This is a genomic window from Streptomyces sp. ME19-01-6 (assembly GCF_033793745.1).
Taxonomy (GTDB): domain Bacteria; phylum Actinomycetota; class Actinomycetes; order Streptomycetales; family Streptomycetaceae; genus Streptomyces.
In genome coordinates, this window is sequence record NZ_JARAXF010000009.1 from 103,509 (window position 1) to 122,001 (window position 18,493).

Genomic DNA, 18,493 nt, shown 5'->3' on the forward strand with positions numbered 1-18,493 from the left:
GACGGGCCGGGGCCGGTTGTCTGGAAGGCATGACACGAACTGACCTGGACACCGCGGCGGTCCGGCTCGCGCGGGTGAGCCGACGCTATGACTCCGGCTCCGGCACGGGCGGGGTGACGGCGCTCGACGACGTCAGCCTCTCCTTTCCCGCGGGGAGCTTTGCCGCGATCATGGGCCCCTCCGGCTCCGGCAAGTCCACACTCCTGCAGTGCGCGGCGGGCCTGGACCGGCCCGACTCCGGCTCCGTGTCGATCGGCGGCACCCCTTTGGAGGGGTTGAGCCAGACCCGGCTGACGCGACTGCGCCGGGAGCGGATCGGCTTCGTCTTCCAGTCCTTCAATCTGCTGCCCTCGCTGACCGCCGCGCAGAACGTGGCCCTGCCGCTGCGGCTGGCCGGCCGCGCCCCCGCGCGCGCGGAAATACAGGGGGCGCTGTCCAGGGTGGGGCTGGCTGACCGGGCCGGGCACCGGCCCAGCCAGCTGTCCGGCGGCCAGCAGCAGCGTGTGGCGCTCGCCCGCGCCCTGATCGCCCGGCCGCAGGTGCTCTTCGGCGACGAGCCGACCGGCGCCCTGGACTCCGCCACCAGCCGCGATGTCCTGCGGCTGCTCCGGGAGCTGGTCGACGCCGAGCGGCAGACCGTCGTCATGGTCACCCACGACCCGGTGGCGGCCTCGTATGCCGACCGGGTGATCTTCCTCGTCGACGGGCGGGTGAGCGGAGAGCTCCAGCGGCCGACCGCCGAGCAGGTGTCCGCCCGGATGACGCGGCTGGAGACGGTCCCGTGCTGAGAATGACGCTCGGCGGTCTGCGGACCCGATGGATCACACTCGTCGGCACGTTTGTCGCGCTGGGCCTCGGGGTCGCGCTGATCGCCACCATGTGCCTGGCCCTGGCCTCCACCCTGGGCGCCCCCCAGCGGGGCCCGGAGCGGTTCGCCGCCGCGCCGGTGGTGGTGCGCGGCGCCGACACCCTCACCGTCCCGGTGCGGCGCGGACCGGACATCGAGGACGTCTCGGCTCCGCTGGCCCACCCCCGCCCGGTGCCGCCCGAGTTGGTGGCGCGACTCGAGCGGCTGGGCCCCGTGACGTTGGACCGCACGTTCCCCGTGCGTTCGGCCGCGCTGCCCCAGGACACCGTCGGCCACCCCTGGTCCGCGGCGGCCTTCACCCCGTACCGGCTGACCGCCGGGCGGGCGCCGGAGAGGGCCGGGGAGGTGGTCGTCGCGGGAAGCGGGGTTCAGATCGGCGACCGGATCGGCGTGGGGACCGCTTCGGGGCCCCGAACCCGCGTCGTGGTGGGCACGGTCGCCCGGTCGGCCTTCGAGAGCGCGGTGTTCTTCACCGATGACGAGGCCGCCCGCCTCTCGCCCCGGATCGACGCGCTGGTGGTGCGCGCTCCCGCCGCCGAGGTGCGCGAGGCGGTGGCGGGTGCGCAAGGGGTGCGCGTCCTCACCGGTGCGGACCGGCGGCGGGCCGACCCCGACCCGGACCGCGACAGCCGGGCCCTGCTCACGGTGAACGCGCTGCTCGGCACGGCGGCCGGGGTGACCGGCTTCGTCTCCGTCTTCGTGGTCGCCTCCACCTTCGCCTTCGCGGTGGCCCAGCGGCGCCGGGAGTTCGGTCTGCTGCGCATGGCGGGGGCCACCCCCGGCCAGCTCAGACGGGTGGTCCTCGCGGAGGCCTCGGCGGTGGGGCTGCTCGCCTCGGCCGCGGGCTGCGCGCTGGGGACCTGGGGCGCGCCATGGCTGGCGCGCCGGCTGGTGGAGGGCGAGGTGGCGCCCGAGTGGTTCACCATCGACGATCACTTCTGGCCGCTTCCCGTGGCCTTCTCGACCGGCTTGCTGGTGGCGCTCGCGGGGGTGTGGGCCGCGGCGCGGCGCGCCGGGCGGGTCGAGCCGGCCGAGGCGCTGCGCGAGGCCGCCGTGGACAGCCGGACCATGCCGCTCGCCCGTCGGCTGCTGGGCACCGGGCTGCTGCTGGCCGGGGTGGCGACGCTGGGGTGGACGCTGGCCGACGATCCGGGAGAGCTGCTCAAGCGGAAGACCTACACCACTGAGCCCATGGTGCTGATCACGGCGGTCGGCCTGCTGGCGCCCCTGCTGGTACGGCCGGTGGTGCGGGCGCTGGGCCACCTTCCGGCCCGGCTGCCCGGCGCGACGGGGATCCTGGCCCGGGAGGGCGCCTCGGCCGGGGTGCGGCGGACCGCGTCCGTCGCGGCGCCAGTGCTGATCACGGTCGCGCTCACCGGATCCCTGCTGGGCGCGGCCGCGACGGTGAGCCAGGCGAAGGCGGCCGAACTGCGCGCCCAGACCCGCGCCGACTTCGTGGTCACGGCGGGGGCGGGCGCCGAGGGCCTGAGCGCGAGCGCGGTGCGGCGGGTGTCCGACGTCCCCGGAGCGCTGGCGTCCGCGTCCGCGACCACCTCCGTGTTCACCCGTGACGGCGACTCGGCGCTGGTCAGGTCGGCGGCGCGGGCGGTGGATCCGGCGCGGCTCGCGGCCGTCGGGCGGCTGCCCGTGGCCTCCGGGGCTGTCCGTGACCTGGACGACGAGGGCATCGTGGTGAACGGGGAGTGGGAGCGGCCCACGGTCGGCCGCCGGGTCACCGTCTGGCTGGGCGACGGTCGGAAGGCGACACTGCGGATCGTCGCCGTCCTGCGGACCGGTACCGGCGACAACGGCGCGTATGTCACCTGGCGGAACGCGCGCGGCGCCGCGGTGGACCGGATCGAGGTGCGGCTGCGGCCCGGGGCCGACACGGCCGCCGTCGCCGAGGGGCTGCGGGCCGCGGTGCGGTCCGAGGGCGGGCGGGTGCTCACCCGGGACGCCTGGGTGGCGGCCGTCCATCCCCGGACGAGTCCCCAGACCCGGCTGGGCCTGCTGGTGGTGGTCGGCATCGCCCTGGTCTACGCGGGCATAGCGCTCGTCGGCACGCTGGTCATGGCCACTTCCGACCGAATACCGGAGCTGAGGGCGCTGCGGCTGGCCGGGGCCACCACCTTCCAGGTGCTGCGCACCGTGGCGGCGGAGGCGGTGCTGACCGTGGCCGTGGGCGCGCTGCTCGGGGCGGCGGTGGCAGGGGTCCAACTGCTCGGCCTGTGGGGCGCGCTGGGGCGGCTGTCGGTGCCGGCCGCGCTCGCGGTGCCCTGGGACGCGGTGGGCGCGGCGGTGGCCGCCTGCGCGCTGCTGGCGGTGGTCTCCTCCGTTCTGCCCGCCTGGTGCGCGCTGCGGCCCCGGCTCACCCCGCGACGGTGAGCCGGCTACCGGCCCGCCGCGATCGCGTCGATGAGCTCGAAGGCGGTCTTGCCGTCGATGGTCTCGCGGATGATGTCGGCGTGACCGGCGTGCCGGGCGATCTCCTGGATCAAGGTCAGCAGCAGGAAGCGCACGGAGCGCACGCTGTTCGGGGGGAACCACGGTGCCTTGGGCAGCGGGAAGGTTCCGTCCAGGTCGGGCAGCGAGCGGATGAACCTCTCGGTCTCGGCCGCGACCTCGTCCCAGAAGGCGAGCACCTCCTTGATCGTGGCCCGCCCCTCCTCGGGCTCGAAGCTCATGTGCCAGTTGGAAGGGTCTCGCGGGATGGAGTGCGGCACCTGCTGGGCGTCCTCGACCCAGCCCTGCTCGACCTCGGCGACATGCTTGAGGACACCGAGCAGCGACAGCTCGCTCGCGGACGGCTTGAGGGCCGCCTGCTCGTCGGTGAGGCCGTGCAGCGTCCGGCGGACGGCGCCGCGCTGGGCGTCGACGAAGCCAAGGAGGGCTCCGGCCTCGTCGCCGTGGGCTTCCTGATTCACCAGAGTGGGCATGGGTCCGCCTTCCGTCGGTCCTTCGGGAGTTCCGTCTCCCGATGTCTCCGACACTACGGACCCTTGCGGTCAGCCTCTGTCCTCAACTCACCCGACGCCTCGACTCAGAACGGGAACTGGCTGCGGCCGTACTGAACGGAGATCCACTTGGTGGTGGTGAAGTCCTCGACGAAGGAGTCGCCGTTGAGCCGCCCGAGCCCGGAGTTCCCCTCCCCGCCGAAGGGCACGATCGGCTCATCGTGAACCGTGCTGTCGTTGACGTGGATCATGCCGGTGCGCACGCGCTTCGCGAAGCGCACCCCGCGCTCGATGTCGCCGGTGTGCACGGCGCCGCTGAGCCCGTACTCCGTGGCGTTGGCGAGGCGGATGGCGTCCTCGTCCCCGTCGAAGGGGATCAGCAGGACCACCGGGCCGAAGATCTCCTGGCCGAGGATCGCGGCGTCCTCCGCGACCCCGGTGAGCACGCTGGGGGCGACGAGCGTGCCCTTGGTCCGCCCGCGCACCAGCGCGGTGGCGCCCTCGGCGATGGCCTGGTCGACGAGGGCGCTGATGGCCTCGGCCTGGCCCTCGTTGATCAGCGGGCCGATGTGTGTCGTCAGGTCGCTCGGGTCGCCGACCCTCAGCGACTCGACCTTGGCCACGAACTTCTCGGTGAACTCGCGCTCGATCCGGCGGTCCACGAGCACCCGGTTCGCGGCCATGCAGACCTGGCCCTGGTGGACGAAGCGGCTGAAGACGGCGGCGTTCACCGCGTAGTCCACATCGGCGTCGTCGAGGACGACCAGGGCGCTGTTGCCGCCCAGTTCCAGGATGGAGCGCTTGAAGTGGGAGGCCGCGACGGTGGCGACATGGCGGCCGACCTTGTCCGAGCCGGTGAAGGAGATGACCTTCGGCACCGGGTGTTCGATCAGGGCGTCGCCGATCTCGGCGATGTCGGTGACCACCACATTGAGCAGTCCGGCGGGCAGCCCGGCGTCCTCGAAGACCTTGGCGACCAGCCCGCCACCGCAGATCGGAGTGTTCTGGTGCGGCTTGAGCACGACGGAGTTGCCCAGCGCGAGCGCCGGGGCGACCGACTTGATCGACAGCAGGAAGGGAAAGTTGAACGGGCTGATGACCCCGACCACACCGACCGGCAGCCGGTAGAGGCGGTTCTCCTTGCCGTCGACCGGTGAGGGCATGATGCGCCCCTCGGGCCGCAGCGCCAGCTGGATCGCCTCGCGGAGGAACTCCTTGGCGAGGTGCAGCTCGAACCCGGCCTTCACATGCGTGCCACCGCACTCCGCGATGATCGCCTCGGTGAGCTCCTTCTCGCGGTCCTCGATGATCCGCAGGGCCCGCTCGAAGACCAGGCGCCGGGTGTACGGGTTGGTGCCGCCCCACTCCGGCTGCGCCCGCTCGGCGGCGCGGTAGGCCAGGTCGACCTCCTGGACGGTGGCCACGGTGATGGAGGCGAGCTTCTCCCCGTTGTAGGGGTTGAAATCGACGATGTCCCAGGAACCGCTGCCGGTCCGCCACTCACCGTCGATGTACTGAAGGGCCAGCTCGGAGAAGTAGGACATGCCATCCCTATCTGGAGGACGGAGTGTCGCTCGAGGACACCGCGTACGCGTGGGGGATTGCTGACAGAACGTCATCCTACTGGCGTGTCAACGTCCTTGAAGGAGGCCCCGCAGCAAGTCACGGCTCTTTTCCACGGACAGGCTGTCCGCGCTCAGCCGCTCCATTACCCGCCGGTACTGCCCCACTTCCTCGGGTTTGTCGAGGTAGAGCGCGCTGGTGAGCTGTTCCAGATAGACGATGTCCGGCAGGTCGGACTCGGGAAAGCGCAGCAGGGTGAACGCGCCGCTCTCCCCCGCGTGTCCACCGAAGGAGAAGGGCATCACCTGCAGCGTGACATTGGGCTGTTCGGAGACCGTGATGAGGTGCTGGATCTGGGCTCGCATCACGGCCTGCCCGCCGTAGGGCCGGTGCAGCGCCGCCTCGTCGATCACCACATGGAAGGCCGGACCCCGCTCGGAGACCAGCAGCTTCTGCCGCTCCATCCGCAGCGCGACCCGTCGCTCCACCTCGGAGTGACAGGCATGAGGCTGGCCGCGGGTGACGACGGCGTGGGCATAGCCCTCGGTCTGCAGCAGGCCGTGGACGAACTGCACCTCGTAGCAGGCGATATGCGAGGCGGCACCCTCCAGACCGACATACGTCTGGAACCAGCTCGGCAGCACATCGCCATAGCTGTGCCACCAGCCCGCGACATTGGCCTCGCGGGCCAGGCCCAGCAGGGGCGCGCGCTCGGCCTCGTCCGTGACCCCGTAGAGCGTGAGCAGGTCCTCGATGTCACGCGCCTTGAAGCTCACCCGGCCCAACTCCATCCGGCTGATCTTGGATTCGGAGGCCCGGATGGAATAACCCGCCGCTTCCCGCGTGATGCCGCGGGACTCGCGCAACCGCCTGAGCTGAGAGCCCAGGAGAATCCGGCGCACCACCGATCCGCTCGACTCGCTTGCGCTCATGTCTGCGACCCTCCCTGTACGGAACGCACCCTTCCGAAGGCGACCCCCCGCAGCCCCGAGGCCGAAGTCTGCCACTATTCGGGCTCCGCCCTGTGCACATGTCGTTACTCAAGTGTGAGACGTACGCAAGAGGACGTAGGGAGGATCTGTGTCGAAGTTGGGTACATAGTCTCAAAAAATCGGCGTGCACGTGCATCTGCCCTTGCATCCGTTGTGCGCATTCGGAACCATAGGCCTTGCGCACGTGCAAGCTCGTACGAGATCTGGCCAGGATTCGTCAGGGCCACGGATGCAGGAGTGCTCGCATGGGGACCGAAGGCTCGACCATGCTGGAGCCCGTGTGGCTGGGGCTCCCCCCGATCGACGCCCCCGGCATCTCCGGTTCCGCCTCCTGTCCACTGCCCGCCCGCCTCGAAGCGGTCCAAGGAGCCCGGCGGTTCACCGGAGCCACGCTCGACCAGTGGGAACTCCCGGACATGTTCGACGAGGTCGCCCTGGTCGTCTCCGAACTGGTCACCAACGCCCTGCGCCACGCCGTCCCCGGCGCCTGCCCGGACGGCCCGCCGGGCACGGAGGCCGAGACACAGGTACGTCTGCATCTGATGCGCTGGCGCTCACGCCTGGTGTGCGCGGTCCGGGACCCGAGCGAGAAGAGCCCGGCGGCCGGCGAGGCCGACTCCAGCCAGGAGTCGGGGCGAGGGCTCTACCTCGTGGAGTCCTTCACCGACGACTGGGGCTGGCATCCGCTGGCCGGGACGCTGCGCGGCAAGGTCGTCTGGGCGCTGTTCCTGCTGCCGCGCCCGCGCTAGGCGTTCCCTCCGGGCCCGGACTCTCATAGAGGGCTGGACTTCGGCGGGGCCGCCGACATGCCCAGTGCGTGCAGCTGGAAGAGCCGCGTCACATCGTGGGCGGTGACGATCCCCTCCAGATGACCATGGTCGACGACCAGAATCGGCATACCGCCCCCGGGTCGCGCCCCCCGCTCCATGACCTCGTTCAGAAGATCGCCCGGCACGGCGAGCGTGCACCGGGAGACCGGCGTGGCCACATCGCGCACCCGCTGGGCCCCCCGTGTCTCGGACGGCACCGCCGCGAGGCCGCGCAGACTCACCAGCCCGCTCGGCCGGCCCTCGAAGTCGATGACCGGCAGCACCGAATGCCGGGCGGGCGCCGCCACCTCGTCGATGAAGCGGTCCACGGTGAGCCAGTCGGCCCCGACAGCCACCGGGTGGGACATGGCGTCGGCCACCCGCACCCCGCGCAGGGCGGCGGTGACGGTGGCGTGCTGACGCTCCGCGTTGGCAATGATCACCATGAAGAGACCGATGAGCGCGAACCACAGACCGCCCGTGGACCCGCGGATGAACGCCACCCAGCCGAAGGCGATCATCGCCATGCCGAAGATCTGTCCGCTGCGGCCAGCCGCCCGCTCGGCCCGCTCCCGGTCCCCCGTGCGCCACCACAGCACCGCCTGCACCACCCGCCCCCCGTCCAGCGGCGCGGCGGGCAGCAGATTGAAGACACCCAGCAGCAGATTGGCCCACCCCAGCCACACCAGCACCGCCGCGGGTATCCCCCAGCCGAACAGGCCGTTCACCCCGATCCCGGCCCCGATCCCGGCGCCCCCGATCACCAGGCTGGTGATCGGACCGCTGACGGCCACCAGCAGCGCCACCCCGGCGGTCCGCGGCCGTCCCATCTGGGTCATGCCGCCCAGCGCCCACAGCGTCACATCCTCGACCGGGACACCCTTCCTGCGGGCGGCGACCGCGTGCGCGGCCTCGTGCAGCAGCAGGCTCCCCATCAGCAGCGCGGCTCCGATCACGCTGGCGGCGGCGTAGGCGGCGTCCGAGTGGCCCGGGGTCCAGGCCGGGAGCGTCTCATGACCCAGGCCGTAGGCGAGCAGGGCCACCAGCACCGGGACGCTCCAGTGCATCCGCAGCGGCACCCCGAGAACATGTCCGACGCGCATCGACCCGTTCATAGCTGTCTCACCCCAGCCGTCTCATCCAGCCGGGCATCACACCCATCTACCAGTGTCGCTCACCGCGGCGGGGCCGGATCGGGCCGCGTCAGGTCAGGCCAGGGCGGGGCAGACCGGGCCGGGTCAGGCCGGGTCGCGCACCAAGTGGTCGAATTCGCCGTCCTTGATGCCGAGCAGCATCGCCTCGACCTCGGCCGGGGTGTAGATGAGGGCCGGGCCGTCCGGGTAGCGGGAGTTCCGTACGGCGACATGTCCGCCCGGCAGCTTGGCGAACTCCACACACGAGCCCTGGGAATTGCTGTGGCTGCTCTTCTGCCAGGCGGCCTCCTGAAGGTCCGCGGCCGCCATGCCGTTGTACGGGTGGTCGCGCACAGGGCTCTCCACTGATGAGTGCAGCTGTCAACTGACCCGGATCATAACCTTGTTGGCCTGCGAATGCATGAGCATTCGAATGAGCAAATGCATTCGCAGATGCACCAGCAGATGCACGTGCACCATGCGTATCCGGACGATCACCCGATGATCACTGGGAAGCGTAGGGCAACGGCGGTCCGTACGGTCGACGCAGACGGTCCACACATACGGTCGACAGAGGTGACGCAGGAGAGGCCCGACAGGTTCGCCCACACCCGGAAATTCTTCCGGATCACGCCATTCCAGGCATGGCGTCCAAAAGCTCCCGAGCGCACAAGATCTTCCAGACACAGCGAGAACCGCAGGCCACCGGTGTGGCCTGCGGTTCTCGCGCTCACCTCGGGCGGGGTCAGCGCCCGGCGGCGGCCGGTGTCCCGGAGGGCTCGGCCAGGGCGGTGGACGTAGAGGCCGGCGTGCCGAAGTTCGGGGTGCCGTCGGCGTTCCAGTTCACCTTCTGGGCCCGGGTGGTCCGGGTGCCGCTGCAGCCGTCCGTGGCCTTGGAATTGGCGTGGTAAGCCATCCAGACCTCCTTCCCGTCGGGCGACGGGAAGAAGAAGTTGTGGCCGGGCCCGTAGACCCCGTTCGCGTCACTGCGCTGGAAGACCGGGTTGGCGAACTTCTTCCACGCCCCCGCCGCAAGCGGATCGCTACCGGTCAGCTCCATCAGCCCCAGCTTGTAGTCGGGGGTATTGCAGTGCGAGGCGGAGAAGGTCAGGAAGGTCCGCCCGCCGTGCTGGAGGATGGTCGGCCCCTCATTGACCCCGGAGCCCACCTTCTCCCAGCTGTAGGTGGGGCTCGCGATGCGGACGGCGCCGCCGGTCGGGGTCCACGGGTTGCTCATCCTGACCGCGTACAGGTTCTGCGTGCCCCCCTCCCAGAAGGAGTAGAGCATGTAGAGGCGGCCGTCGGGCATGGACAGATAGCTGCTGTCGATCATCCAGCGGTTGTCGCCGTACGGATCGACCTGGCCCTTGTACGTGTACGGGCCCAGCGGGTTGTTTCCGGCGCTCTCCAGGACGTGGACGTGCTGGTGGTCGATGTCCGCGGAGACGCCGGCGCTGTAGGTCAGATACCAGCGCAGGCCGTTGGGACCGTTGAGGCGGTGCAGCTCGGGCGCCCAGAAGTTGCAGCAGCGGGACGCGACGGTCTCGCGGTAGATCGTGGTCGGGGCCGCGGTCTTCAGGCCGCCGAGCGTGGTGGCCCTGCGCATCTCCCAGTGGGAGGCCCAGGTGGTGCCGAGGTGGTAGTAGTACCCGGCGTAGCGGATGATCGTCGGGTCCGCGCCGTTCTGCGTCACGATCGGGTTGGTGAACGTCCCGGCCGCCACAGCGGAGTCGGCTCCGGCTGCGGGCGAAACGGCCCTGGCCGCGGGCGCACCGCCCGTCTGCAGTAAGGCAAGGAGCGCGAGAAGAGCCGCTGCGAGGAGCGGCAGCGCTCTGGTACGGGTGCGGGTCATTGACGGCTCCAAGGTTCGAGATTTCGAACGCCATTCGTCACTCCGGACGGAAAATAGAGCTGCCGCGTCTCAAGGTCAACCCCTTTCACAGCCGTAGCTACGGCCGCACCTCGTTCACTGCCGTCCATGCCGCACCTCCGCGGTCTTGTCAGACCCTCCTGTCACACTCACCGACATGAGATGGGCGGTGGCGGAGACGGGCGACGGGGGTGCTCGTCTCTGTCCACTGGACCCCGCGGGGCGGGCCGCCGGCCCCATCGCCGAGGTCACGGCCGCGGCCGGCGGTGCCGTCGAGGCCATACGGTCCCGGCCGGATGTCGAGCGCTGGGTGTGGCGGTCGACCTCCGAGCTCTACCCACGGCTCCTCGCCGCCGGCGTCCGCGTCGAGCGGTGCTACGACCTGGAGGCCGCCGAGGCGCTGCTGCTGGGCCACGAGGGGCGGTCCGGTGAGCCGCGCTCGCTGGCCGCGGCATGGGCGCGGCTGCGCGGGCTGGCGGTCCCCGACGACCCGCCGGTGCGGGCCGCCGAGACCCAGCCGTCGCTCTTCGAGCCCGGCCCGGTGCCGCTGCCGCCCGGCACCGACCCCCTCGACGCGCTGCTCGCGGTCTACGCCGGACAGCTGGCCCGTACGGAGGCGGCCGAGCACCCCGGCCGGATGCGGCTGCTGACAGCCGCCGAGTCGGCCGGGATGCTGGTGGCCGTCGAGATGCGGCGGGCCGGGCTGCCCTGGCGGGCCGACCGCCACCGCGAGCTGCTCGACGAGCTGCTCGGCGAGAGATATCCGGGCGGCCTGGAGCCCCAGCGGCTGGCCGAGCTGGCCGACGAGGTGTCCCGCGCCTTCGGGGGTGTACGGGTGCGGCCCGATCTGCCGGCCGAGGTCGTCAAGGCGTTCGCGCGCGAGGGCATCGCGCTCGGCTCCACCCGTGCCTGGGAGCTGCGGGGCATCGACCACCCCGCCGTGGAGCCACTGCTGCGCTACAAGAAGCTCTACCGCCTGCACACCGCGCACGGCTGGGCGTGGCTGCAGTCCTGGGTGCGGGACGGCCGCTTCCGGCCCGAGTATCTGCCCGGCGGCACGGTCTCCGGCCGCTGGACCACCAACGGCGGCGGGGCGCTGCAGATCCCCAAGGTGGTGCGGCGGGCGGTGGTCGCCGACGAGGGGTGGCGGCTGGTGGTCGCCGACGCCGACCAGATGGAGCCGCGTGTACTGGCGGCCGTCTCCCGCGACCCGGGCCTGATGGAGATCGCGGGCAGCGGGCGGGACCTGTACGCGACGCTGTCCGACCGCGCCTTCTCCGGCCGGCGCGACCAGGCCAAGCTCGCGCTCCTCGGCGCGATCTACGGCCAGACCTCGGGCGACGGCCTCAAGCACCTCGCGGCCCTGCGGCGCCGCTTCCCGGCGGCCGTGGCGTATGTGGACGAGGCGGCCCGGGCGGGCGAGGAGGGGCGGCTGGTGCGCACCTGGCTGGGCCGCACCTGCCCGCCCGCCTCCGCCGACGGGGACCCGGCCGACGAGGCGGGCCTGCCGCGCGACCAGGAGGAGGAGCCGACGTACGGCAGCACGGCCGGCGCCCGCGCCCGCGGGCGGTTCACCCGTAACTTCGTCGTCCAGGGCAGCGCCGCCGACTGGGCGGTGCTGCTGCTCGCCGCGCTGCGGCAGTCGCTCGCCGGGGCGGGGCTCCGCGCGGAGCTGGTCTTCTTCCAGCACGACGAGGTCATCGTGCACTGCCCGGCCGAGGAGGTCCCGCAGGTGCGGGAGGCGATCGCGGCGGCGGGCGAGACGGCGGGGCGGATCGCCTTCGGTGAGACGCCCGTGCGGTTCTCGCTCACCGCGGCCGCCGTGGAGTGCTACGCGGACGCCAAGGACTCCCCGGACGCCGGCGAATAAGCCGAACACATCCCATACGGCCCATACGGCCCACGCATCGCATAATTCGGCAGACAAACGGCCGTTACTCGCCCGACCGGCGCAGCACCGCAGGCGAGGCGCGTGCTCCCGTACACACGATGATCACAGGGCCGCCAGGGCGACGGCCCGACGCGCCGCCCACACCGGAGACCCGATCACACAGGAGACCTGACCACGCGGGAGACCTGACATGAACATCAGCCTCGATCGGTTGCGCCGCTGCTCCATCGCCGTCGACCTCGGCGCCGCCAGGACCCGGGTCTATCTCAAGCGCACCGGCCTCGTCGTCGACGAGCCGACCGTCGCCGCCGTGAACACCCGCACCGGGGGGCTGATCGCGGTGGGGTCGCTCGCCGAACGCATGACGGGCCGTACCCCCGCCCATATCCGGGTCGTACGGCCTGTGTCCGGCGGCAGGGTCGTCGACATCGCCATGGCCCAGCGCATGTTGCGGTTCCTCGTCGGCAACAAACTGCGCCGGGCCTGGCGGCGCAAGCCGCTGCTGAGCGCGGCCGTCTGCGTCCCGCACGACGCGGACCCGCTGGCGGAGCGCGCCGCCGTCGAGACGCTGACCGGGCTCGGCGCCCGGCGGGTGGAGTTGGTCGACGCCCTGATCGCCGCCGCCGTGGGCTGCGGCCTGCCGGTCGAGCGGCCCGAGGCGACGATGATCGTGGTGTGCGGGGCGGCCACCACCCAGGTCGCGGTGTTGTCGCTGGGCTCGATCGTCGCCGCCGAGCAGGTGCCGGTCGGCGGGGAGACGATCGACCACGCCGTCGTCCAACATGTGCGCAACGAGCACGCGTTGATGCTGCCGAGCCAGGCCGTCCGCCCACTGCACCTGGCCCTGGGCGCCGCCGGCACGGCCGTGAACGACACCGAGGTGCACGGCCGGGACGTGGCCACCGGCCTCGCCCGCTCGGTGCAGATCGACATCGAGGGGATCCGGGCCGTGGTGCAGACCCCGCTGACCGGGGTGCTCGACGCGGTCGGCGCGGTGCTCCGCCGCTGCCCGCCCGACCTGGTCGCCGACCTCGCGGAGCGCGGCATCATGCTGGCGGGCGGAAGCGCGGGGCTGCCCGGATTCGACGATCTCCTGCGGGAGGCGACCGGTATGCCGCTGCACATCGCCGAACGCCCCGACACCTGCGCGGTCGAGGGGCTGGGCGCGATGATCGAGGGCTCGGTGAGGCCCGTCGTCCTGGACCCCCTGGCCTCCTGACGGCCGGTGCGGCGCGGCCTGACGGCCAGTACGGCACGCCTGGCGGCCAGTACGGCACGCCTGGCGGCCAATGCCGCACGGCGCCGTCCGCGGCACTTCAAGAATCTTCGCCACGAGTTGAGCGGCGGTCCCGCCCCGTCCGTAGTGATGGAGGAAGAGGCCGTCCGGGCCACACACCCCCGGCCAACACACCGGGAGTGTCTGCTGATGATGTCCAACTCGGGTTCCGTCCTGGAGGTTCTGGTGCGCGACGACGCCGCCGTGACCGATGCACATCGGTCGAGATCCCAGCGCGGTACGCCGGACGAGGAGCTCATGCGCGCGCTCTACCAGGAGCACGCCGGGCCGCTGCTCGCCTTCGTACTGCGTCTGGTGGCAGGCGACCGGCACCGGGCCGAGGACGTCGTCCAGGAGACCCTCGTCCGTGCCTGGCGCAACGCCGACCAGCTCAGCAGGGCCACCGGCTCGATCCGGCCCTGGCTGGTCACCGTGGCCCGGCGGATCGTCATCGACGGGCACCGCAGCCGCCAGGCACGTCCGCAGGAAGTCGACCCGTCACCGCTGGAGCTCATGCCCGCCGAGGACGAGATCGACCGCGCCCTTCGGCTGATGACCCTCTCGGACGCGATGCACGACCTCAGCGACGCGCACCGCGAGGTGCTCGTCGAGACGTACTTCAAGGGCCGCACGGTCAACGAGGCGGCCCAGACGCTCGGCATACCCAGCGGGACCGTGCGGTCCCGGGTCTTCTACGCGCTGCGCTCCATGAAGCTCGCGCTCGAGGAAAGAGGAGTGACGGCATGACCGCGCAGGCGCACCACGCCGGGCACGACGCCGTCGGCGCGTACGTACTCGGCGTCCTCGACGACGCGGACGCCACGTATTTCGAGCAGCACCTCGCCGGTTGTGAACAGTGCGGACGCCGGCTCGACGAGCTGGCGGGGCTGGAACCCATGCTGGCGGAGCTGGCCTCCGACGTCCCCGGCATCCACGGTGCCCCCGGCCGGCCCGGGTTCACCGGCGTCCCGCACTCCTTCACCTCCACCCCCAACGCCATCGAGACGCTCACCGCGCGCCCCGGCCCCGGGCTGCTGGACCGTATGGTCGGCGAGGTCGCCGTGGTCCGTCGTCGTCGGCGCCGTCGGCACCTCTCCCTGGTGGCCGCGGCCGCCGTCCTGATCATCGGCGGACCGCTCGGCGCCGTGGCTCTCACCTCCGACGACGGCTCGAATACGACCATCACCGCCGCGACCACCGCGAGCAAGGTCTTCGACGACATGCCCACCAAGGTCGAGGCCACCGACCCGGGCACCAAGGTGAACGCGGCGATCGCCCTGAAGGACAAGAAGTGGGGCCTCGACGCCATGCTGCGGCTGAAGAACGTCAAGGGCCCCCTCGCGTGCAGCCTGATCGCGGTCCCCAAGAGCGGCCAGAAGCAGGTCATGACGACCTGGTCGGTGCCCCCTCAGGGGTACGGCATCGCGGACAGCCCTGACCAGAGTGCCCAGGCCCCCCTGTTCACCCAGGGCGGCGCGGCCTACAAGCTGGCCGACATCGACCACTTCGAGATCCGCACGCTCGACGGGAAGCTCCTGGTCTCCGTGAAGGTCTGAGTACGAGCAGTCCCCTCCCCCTCCCCTCCCCCGACCGCCCCGGCCCTCACTCGATCCGCCGATCGTGGCGTGCGCCGATGTGAGCGCGGTGTTACACAGGGTGTGACAGTCGTCACCGCGTCCCGGGGGTCAGGATCCGAGGAGGCACCCGTGGCTGACCCGGATGCCCGTCAACAGCGCATGTTCGCCCAGTACGTGCTGCCCGAGGTGGAGGTGTTGCTGCGGGTGGCGATGTCGTTGACCGCGCAGCCCGCCGACGCCGAGGACCTGGTACAGGACACCTTGCTCCGGGCCTACCGGGCGGTCGGCCGGTTCGACGGCCGCCATCCGCGCGCCTGGCTGCTGACGATCATGCGGCACGCCGAGGTGAGCCGGCGCCGTCAGCGCAGACCGCATCTGCTCGACGACCCGGACACCGAACTCGACCGGCTCGCGTCCGCCCCGGGCGCGACACCCGAGGAGCTGGTGGTCGACACGGCTTTCGACGAGGCCGTGGACGCCGCGTTCACCGCGCTGCCGCTGCGCGACCAGCAGGTGGTGCGGCTGGTGCATGTGGACGGGCTGTCGTACGCGGAGGCCGCGCGGGTGCTGGGCGTGCCGAAAGGGACGGTGATGAGCAGGCTGCACCGGGCGCGCAAACGAATCCGGGATCGATTGGTGGCCGCGGGACCTCAAGGACAGCGAGGTGGGGCATGAGCAGGTGGTGGATGTGGTGGCGGAGCGCCGAGCGCCGGCAGGCCAGCGAGTGCCTCGCGGACGGCGCGGAGCTCCAGTCGTACCTGGACGGTGAGCTGGACGCGCCGGCCGCGCGCCGGGTCCGGGCCCATGTGGCCCGGTGCCACCGCTGTGCGCGGGAGCTGGCCGCGCATCAGCGCGTCACGAACGCGCTGGCCTCCCGCGGGGCCCGCGAGGGCCCGGACGAAGCGGCGCTCGGACGGCTCCGCGATCTCGCGAGCTCCCTCGCGGACCCGGTCCGGAGCCGGGCCGAGGAGCGGTCCCAGGACGGGGCCCAGGACCGGATCCAGGACCGGGTAAAGGACGGGGTCCAGGGTCTGGAGCGGCCTCGGGGCGGGGCCCCGGACCTGGCGTCTCCGGACCTGGCGTCCAAAGAGGCGCCGCTGCCGCCCGGGGAGCCGGGCGCCAGCGAGAGCGCGGTCCCCAAAGCGGGAGGGTGAGGTCGCGCAGCAGGACGAGGAGGATCAGGCAGGCGCCGATCGCCAGGGCGGCGTCGGCAAGATTGAACACCGGGCCGCGGGCCGTCACCATGATCCAGTCGATGACCGCGCCCCGCAGCGGCCCGGGGTGTCGTACGGCCCGGTCGGCGCCGTTGCCGAGCGCGCCCCCGGCGATCAGCCCGAGGGCCAGCGCCCGGGACCGGCTGCGGACCCGCAGCCCCGCGCCCACGGCGGCCAGCGTCCCGACCGCCCCCACGAGGGTGATCACAACGATCAGCAGGGGCCGGCCCCGCCCCAGCCCGAAGGCCACCCCGGTGTTGCGCACCAGCAAGGTGTGCACCGGCCCGAACTCGCCCTGCGGCCCCACGGTGCCGCCGAGGGCCGCCACCGCCCAGGCCTTGCTCACCTGGTCGGCCGCCGCCGCCACGAGTGCGGCCAGCGGGAAGAGTACGCGGCCGGTGCGCTGCTGGGGCTTCATCGTCGGCCTCCTCGCGGCCGGCCTCCGCGCGCCGTCGGGGCCGGCGCGGAAAGCGGGCCCGGACAGGAAACCCGGCGAGGTGACCTGTCGCTTCCCGATGAGCCCGCGTTTTTGCCGAGGCCGCGCTTCGACAGCCCACGGCTTGCCCTACGGGGACCCGACCCTACGGGGACACGACGGAGGGCCCGCAGGCGGAATGCCTGCGGGCCCTCGCTGTCCACCGCCGGGGTGCGGCGGCCGTACCGTCTCGGGGTTACTCCGACGTCTTCCCCTTCGCCGACAGAAGCGGCGTCTGGTACTTGGACAGCATCTTCATCTTGTTCTTGTCGACCGTCTTCCAGTCGTTCTTGAGGACACCACCGGTGTCACCCGAGTTCGGGTTCAGGGACCAGTAGGTGTAGCTGATCTGGTTCTTCTTGAGGTAGTCCATCAGCGCGTTCTGCCACACGGCCTCGGAGCTCTTACCCGCGGTCTTGCGGCCACCGAACTCACCGAGCAGCACCGGAGCGATGTTCTGCTGCTTGATGTAGGCCCAGTGCTTCTTCCAGATCGCCGGCATGTTGTTCGGGAAGTCCTTGGCCATGAACCAGTTCTGGTTGTACACACCCGGGCCGTAGTCGTGCGCCGAGTAGACGACCTTGTTCGGCTCCTTCAGCTTGACCGGGTACTTCTTCACACCCTGGAGGTCGCCGCCCCACCAGAACTGCTCGTTCTTGTGACGGTCGGTGCCCTCGACGAAGATCAGCCAGTTCTTGTTGACGGAGTGGATCGCGTTACCGGCCTTCTCGGCCGCCAGGCGCCAGTCGGTCTTCGGGTTGCCGTCGCCCCACGTGGCCTGGCCACGCGGCTCATTGTGCAGGTCGGCGCCGATCACCCGGGGGTTGTCCTCGTAGCGCTTGGCCAGCTGGGTCCAGTCGTCCAGCCACTGCTTCTCGGTGAGGCTCTGGCTGTACCACAGCTCACTCTGGCCGTACTGGTCAGGACGGTGCTGGTCCAGGATCACCATCATGCCGCGGTCGGTGGCACCCTTGACGATCTTGTCCATGATCTGCTGGCCGGTGAGGCCCTTCAGGTCCGGATTCTGCTTGAAGTCGATCCCATTGGGCTTGCTCTTGGCCGCGAACATCTCGTTGGAGTACGGGAGCCGGATCGTGTTGAAGCCGTTGTGCGCGATCTGGTCGAGCATGCTCTGCCAGCTGCGGGTCCACAGGCCGTGCGGCGCGAAGCTGCCGGTCTCGGCGCCGAACCAGTTGACACCGGTCAGCACGACCTTGTGGCCCTTGGAGTCCACGATGTCGCCACCGCGGGTGGACAGCGGACCGTCGACGGCCGAGCCCTTGGCGGACGAGGCGGAAGAGCCGGACGAGGAAGAATCGGAATTCAGAGCGAACGCGGTCACGGTGCCACCGATGGCAGCAGCCACGACAACTCCGGCCGCAATACCGACACGCAGCCGGTAGGAGCGCGGGCCACGCTTCGACTCGGTGGCCTCGGAAACGGTCGGAACGTTGTTGTCCATGGGGGAATTCATTCGGTGAGACTCCTGAGGAATTGGGGTATGGCTGTTTTCAGGACGCTGGGGATATTCGTCGGAGGGTCCAGACATTCCACTCGCGGGTCGGAGACTGCGGTCAGCCGGACAAGCCGCGCACGTGGGAGGAGATCTGCGACCAACAGGTCGAGACGGAGCGATTTCCAGCTCGACTTGTCCACGTCGATGAGCACCACATCCGGCTGCCTGCGCTCGGCCAGCGAAATTGCTTCACGGACCGATCTGGCGGCGCCGGCTAGTTCCAGTCCCGGTGTTTCGGCGACTAGGTCGGCGATCGCACTCGAAACCAGATGGTGGTGCTCCACGACGAGAACTCTTTTCATCGGTGGAGCTCCTTCGGGCGGCTTTCCCTTTCGCTCACCGACATTAGGGAATC

Annotated in this window: 17 protein-coding genes and 1 pseudogene; 9 read left to right on the top strand and 9 right to left on the bottom strand. The window is 71.2% G+C overall.

Annotation, left to right across the window (positions count from 1 at the left end; translation table 11 throughout):
* Positions 1 to 29: 29 nt before the first annotated feature.
* Together PV419_RS22035 and PV419_RS22040 are read left to right on the top strand one after the other, a co-directional pair.
* Positions 30 to 788, top strand: coding sequence for an ABC transporter ATP-binding protein (locus PV419_RS22035; protein ID WP_319691447.1), 759 nt, complete (start codon positions 30 to 32; stop codon positions 786 to 788).
* Entirely contained in the window at positions 782 to 3,253 is a 2,472-nt protein-coding gene (locus PV419_RS22040; protein ID WP_319691449.1) for an ABC transporter permease, read from the top strand. Before PV419_RS22035 ends, PV419_RS22040 begins: the two co-directional genes overlap by 7 nt.
* A 5-nt stretch (positions 3,254 to 3,258) precedes the next feature.
* On the opposite strand, the gene PV419_RS22045 is transcribed toward PV419_RS22040, so the two are convergent.
* The 3 genes from PV419_RS22045 to PV419_RS22055 all read right to left on the bottom strand — a co-directional run bounded on the left by PV419_RS22045 (position 3,259) and on the right by PV419_RS22055 (position 6,317).
* Positions 3,259 to 3,804, bottom strand: coding sequence for a DinB family protein (locus PV419_RS22045; protein ID WP_319691451.1), 546 nt, complete (start codon positions 3,802 to 3,804; stop codon positions 3,259 to 3,261).
* Between the two features lie 104 nt (positions 3,805 to 3,908).
* Positions 3,909 to 5,366, bottom strand: a complete 1,458-nt coding sequence (locus tag PV419_RS22050; protein ID WP_319691453.1) for an aldehyde dehydrogenase family protein — start codon at positions 5,364 to 5,366, stop codon at positions 3,909 to 3,911.
* Between the two features lie 87 nt (positions 5,367 to 5,453).
* Positions 5,454 to 6,317 (bottom strand): helix-turn-helix transcriptional regulator, encoded by an 864-nt coding sequence (locus PV419_RS22055; RefSeq protein WP_319691455.1) that lies wholly within the window; start codon positions 6,315 to 6,317, stop codon positions 5,454 to 5,456.
* A 305-nt stretch (positions 6,318 to 6,622) separates the two neighbouring features.
* Between PV419_RS22055 and PV419_RS22060 the strand changes: the two genes are divergently transcribed.
* Entirely contained in the window at positions 6,623 to 7,126 is a 504-nt protein-coding gene (locus tag PV419_RS22060) for an ATP-binding protein (RefSeq protein WP_319691456.1), read from the top strand.
* A gap of 23 nt (positions 7,127 to 7,149) precedes the next feature.
* Here PV419_RS22060 and PV419_RS22065 read toward each other — a convergent pair whose 3' ends face one another.
* From PV419_RS22065 to PV419_RS22075, 3 genes are all read right to left on the bottom strand, one after another.
* Entirely contained in the window at positions 7,150 to 8,301 is a 1,152-nt protein-coding gene (locus tag PV419_RS22065) for a site-2 protease family protein (RefSeq protein ID WP_319691458.1), read from the bottom strand.
* Between the two features lie 123 nt (positions 8,302 to 8,424).
* The gene (locus PV419_RS22070; RefSeq protein WP_319691739.1) at positions 8,425 to 8,649 is read right to left on the bottom strand and encodes a DUF397 domain-containing protein; all 225 of its coding nucleotides are present in this window, start codon (positions 8,647 to 8,649) and stop codon (positions 8,425 to 8,427) included.
* Between the two features lie 415 nt (positions 8,650 to 9,064).
* Positions 9,065 to 10,171, bottom strand: a complete 1,107-nt coding sequence (locus PV419_RS22075) for a glycoside hydrolase family 43 protein (RefSeq protein ID WP_319691459.1) — start codon at positions 10,169 to 10,171, stop codon at positions 9,065 to 9,067.
* Positions 10,172 to 10,346: 175 nt separating this feature from the next.
* Between PV419_RS22075 and PV419_RS22080 the strand changes: the two genes are divergently transcribed.
* The 6 genes from PV419_RS22080 to PV419_RS22105 all read left to right on the top strand — a co-directional run bounded on the left by PV419_RS22080 (position 10,347) and on the right by PV419_RS22105 (position 16,087).
* On the top strand, positions 10,347 to 12,059 hold the full coding sequence (locus PV419_RS22080; RefSeq protein ID WP_319691461.1) for a bifunctional 3'-5' exonuclease/DNA polymerase: 1,713 nt from the start codon (positions 10,347 to 10,349) through the stop codon (positions 12,057 to 12,059).
* A gap of 211 nt (positions 12,060 to 12,270) precedes the next feature.
* Positions 12,271 to 13,299, top strand: coding sequence for a rod shape-determining protein (locus PV419_RS22085; protein ID WP_319691463.1), 1,029 nt, complete (start codon positions 12,271 to 12,273; stop codon positions 13,297 to 13,299).
* Positions 13,300 to 13,509: 210 nt separating this feature from the next.
* A complete protein-coding gene (locus PV419_RS22090; RefSeq protein ID WP_043491081.1) occupies positions 13,510 to 14,103 on the top strand; it encodes a sigma-70 family RNA polymerase sigma factor in 594 nt (197 codons plus the stop codon).
* Positions 14,100 to 14,912 (top strand): zf-HC2 domain-containing protein, encoded by an 813-nt coding sequence (locus PV419_RS22095; RefSeq protein WP_319691465.1) that lies wholly within the window; start codon positions 14,100 to 14,102, stop codon positions 14,910 to 14,912. Before PV419_RS22090 ends, PV419_RS22095 begins: the two co-directional genes overlap by 4 nt.
* 150 nt (positions 14,913 to 15,062) lie before the next feature.
* Positions 15,063 to 15,608 (top strand): RNA polymerase sigma factor, encoded by a 546-nt coding sequence (locus PV419_RS22100; protein ID WP_319691467.1) that lies wholly within the window; start codon positions 15,063 to 15,065, stop codon positions 15,606 to 15,608.
* Entirely contained in the window at positions 15,605 to 16,087 is a 483-nt protein-coding gene (locus PV419_RS22105; RefSeq protein WP_319691469.1) for an anti-sigma factor, read from the top strand. The genes PV419_RS22100 and PV419_RS22105 overlap by 4 nt, the downstream gene beginning before the upstream one ends.
* A 19-nt stretch (positions 16,088 to 16,106) precedes the next feature.
* On the opposite strand, the pseudogene PV419_RS53335 reads toward PV419_RS22105, so the two are convergent.
* The 3 genes and pseudogenes from PV419_RS53335 to PV419_RS22115 all read right to left on the bottom strand — a co-directional run.
* Positions 16,107 to 16,565, bottom strand: a pseudogene (locus PV419_RS53335) (signal peptidase II); the annotation flags it as partial.
* 253 nt (positions 16,566 to 16,818) lie between these two features.
* Positions 16,819 to 18,084 (bottom strand): glycoside hydrolase family 5 protein, encoded by a 1,266-nt coding sequence (locus PV419_RS22110; protein WP_319691471.1) that lies wholly within the window; start codon positions 18,082 to 18,084, stop codon positions 16,819 to 16,821.
* Positions 18,085 to 18,092: 8 nt separating this feature from the next.
* Positions 18,093 to 18,440 (bottom strand): DNA-binding response regulator, encoded by a 348-nt coding sequence (locus tag PV419_RS22115; protein ID WP_319691473.1) that lies wholly within the window; start codon positions 18,438 to 18,440, stop codon positions 18,093 to 18,095.
* Positions 18,441 to 18,493: the final 53 nt, after the last annotated feature.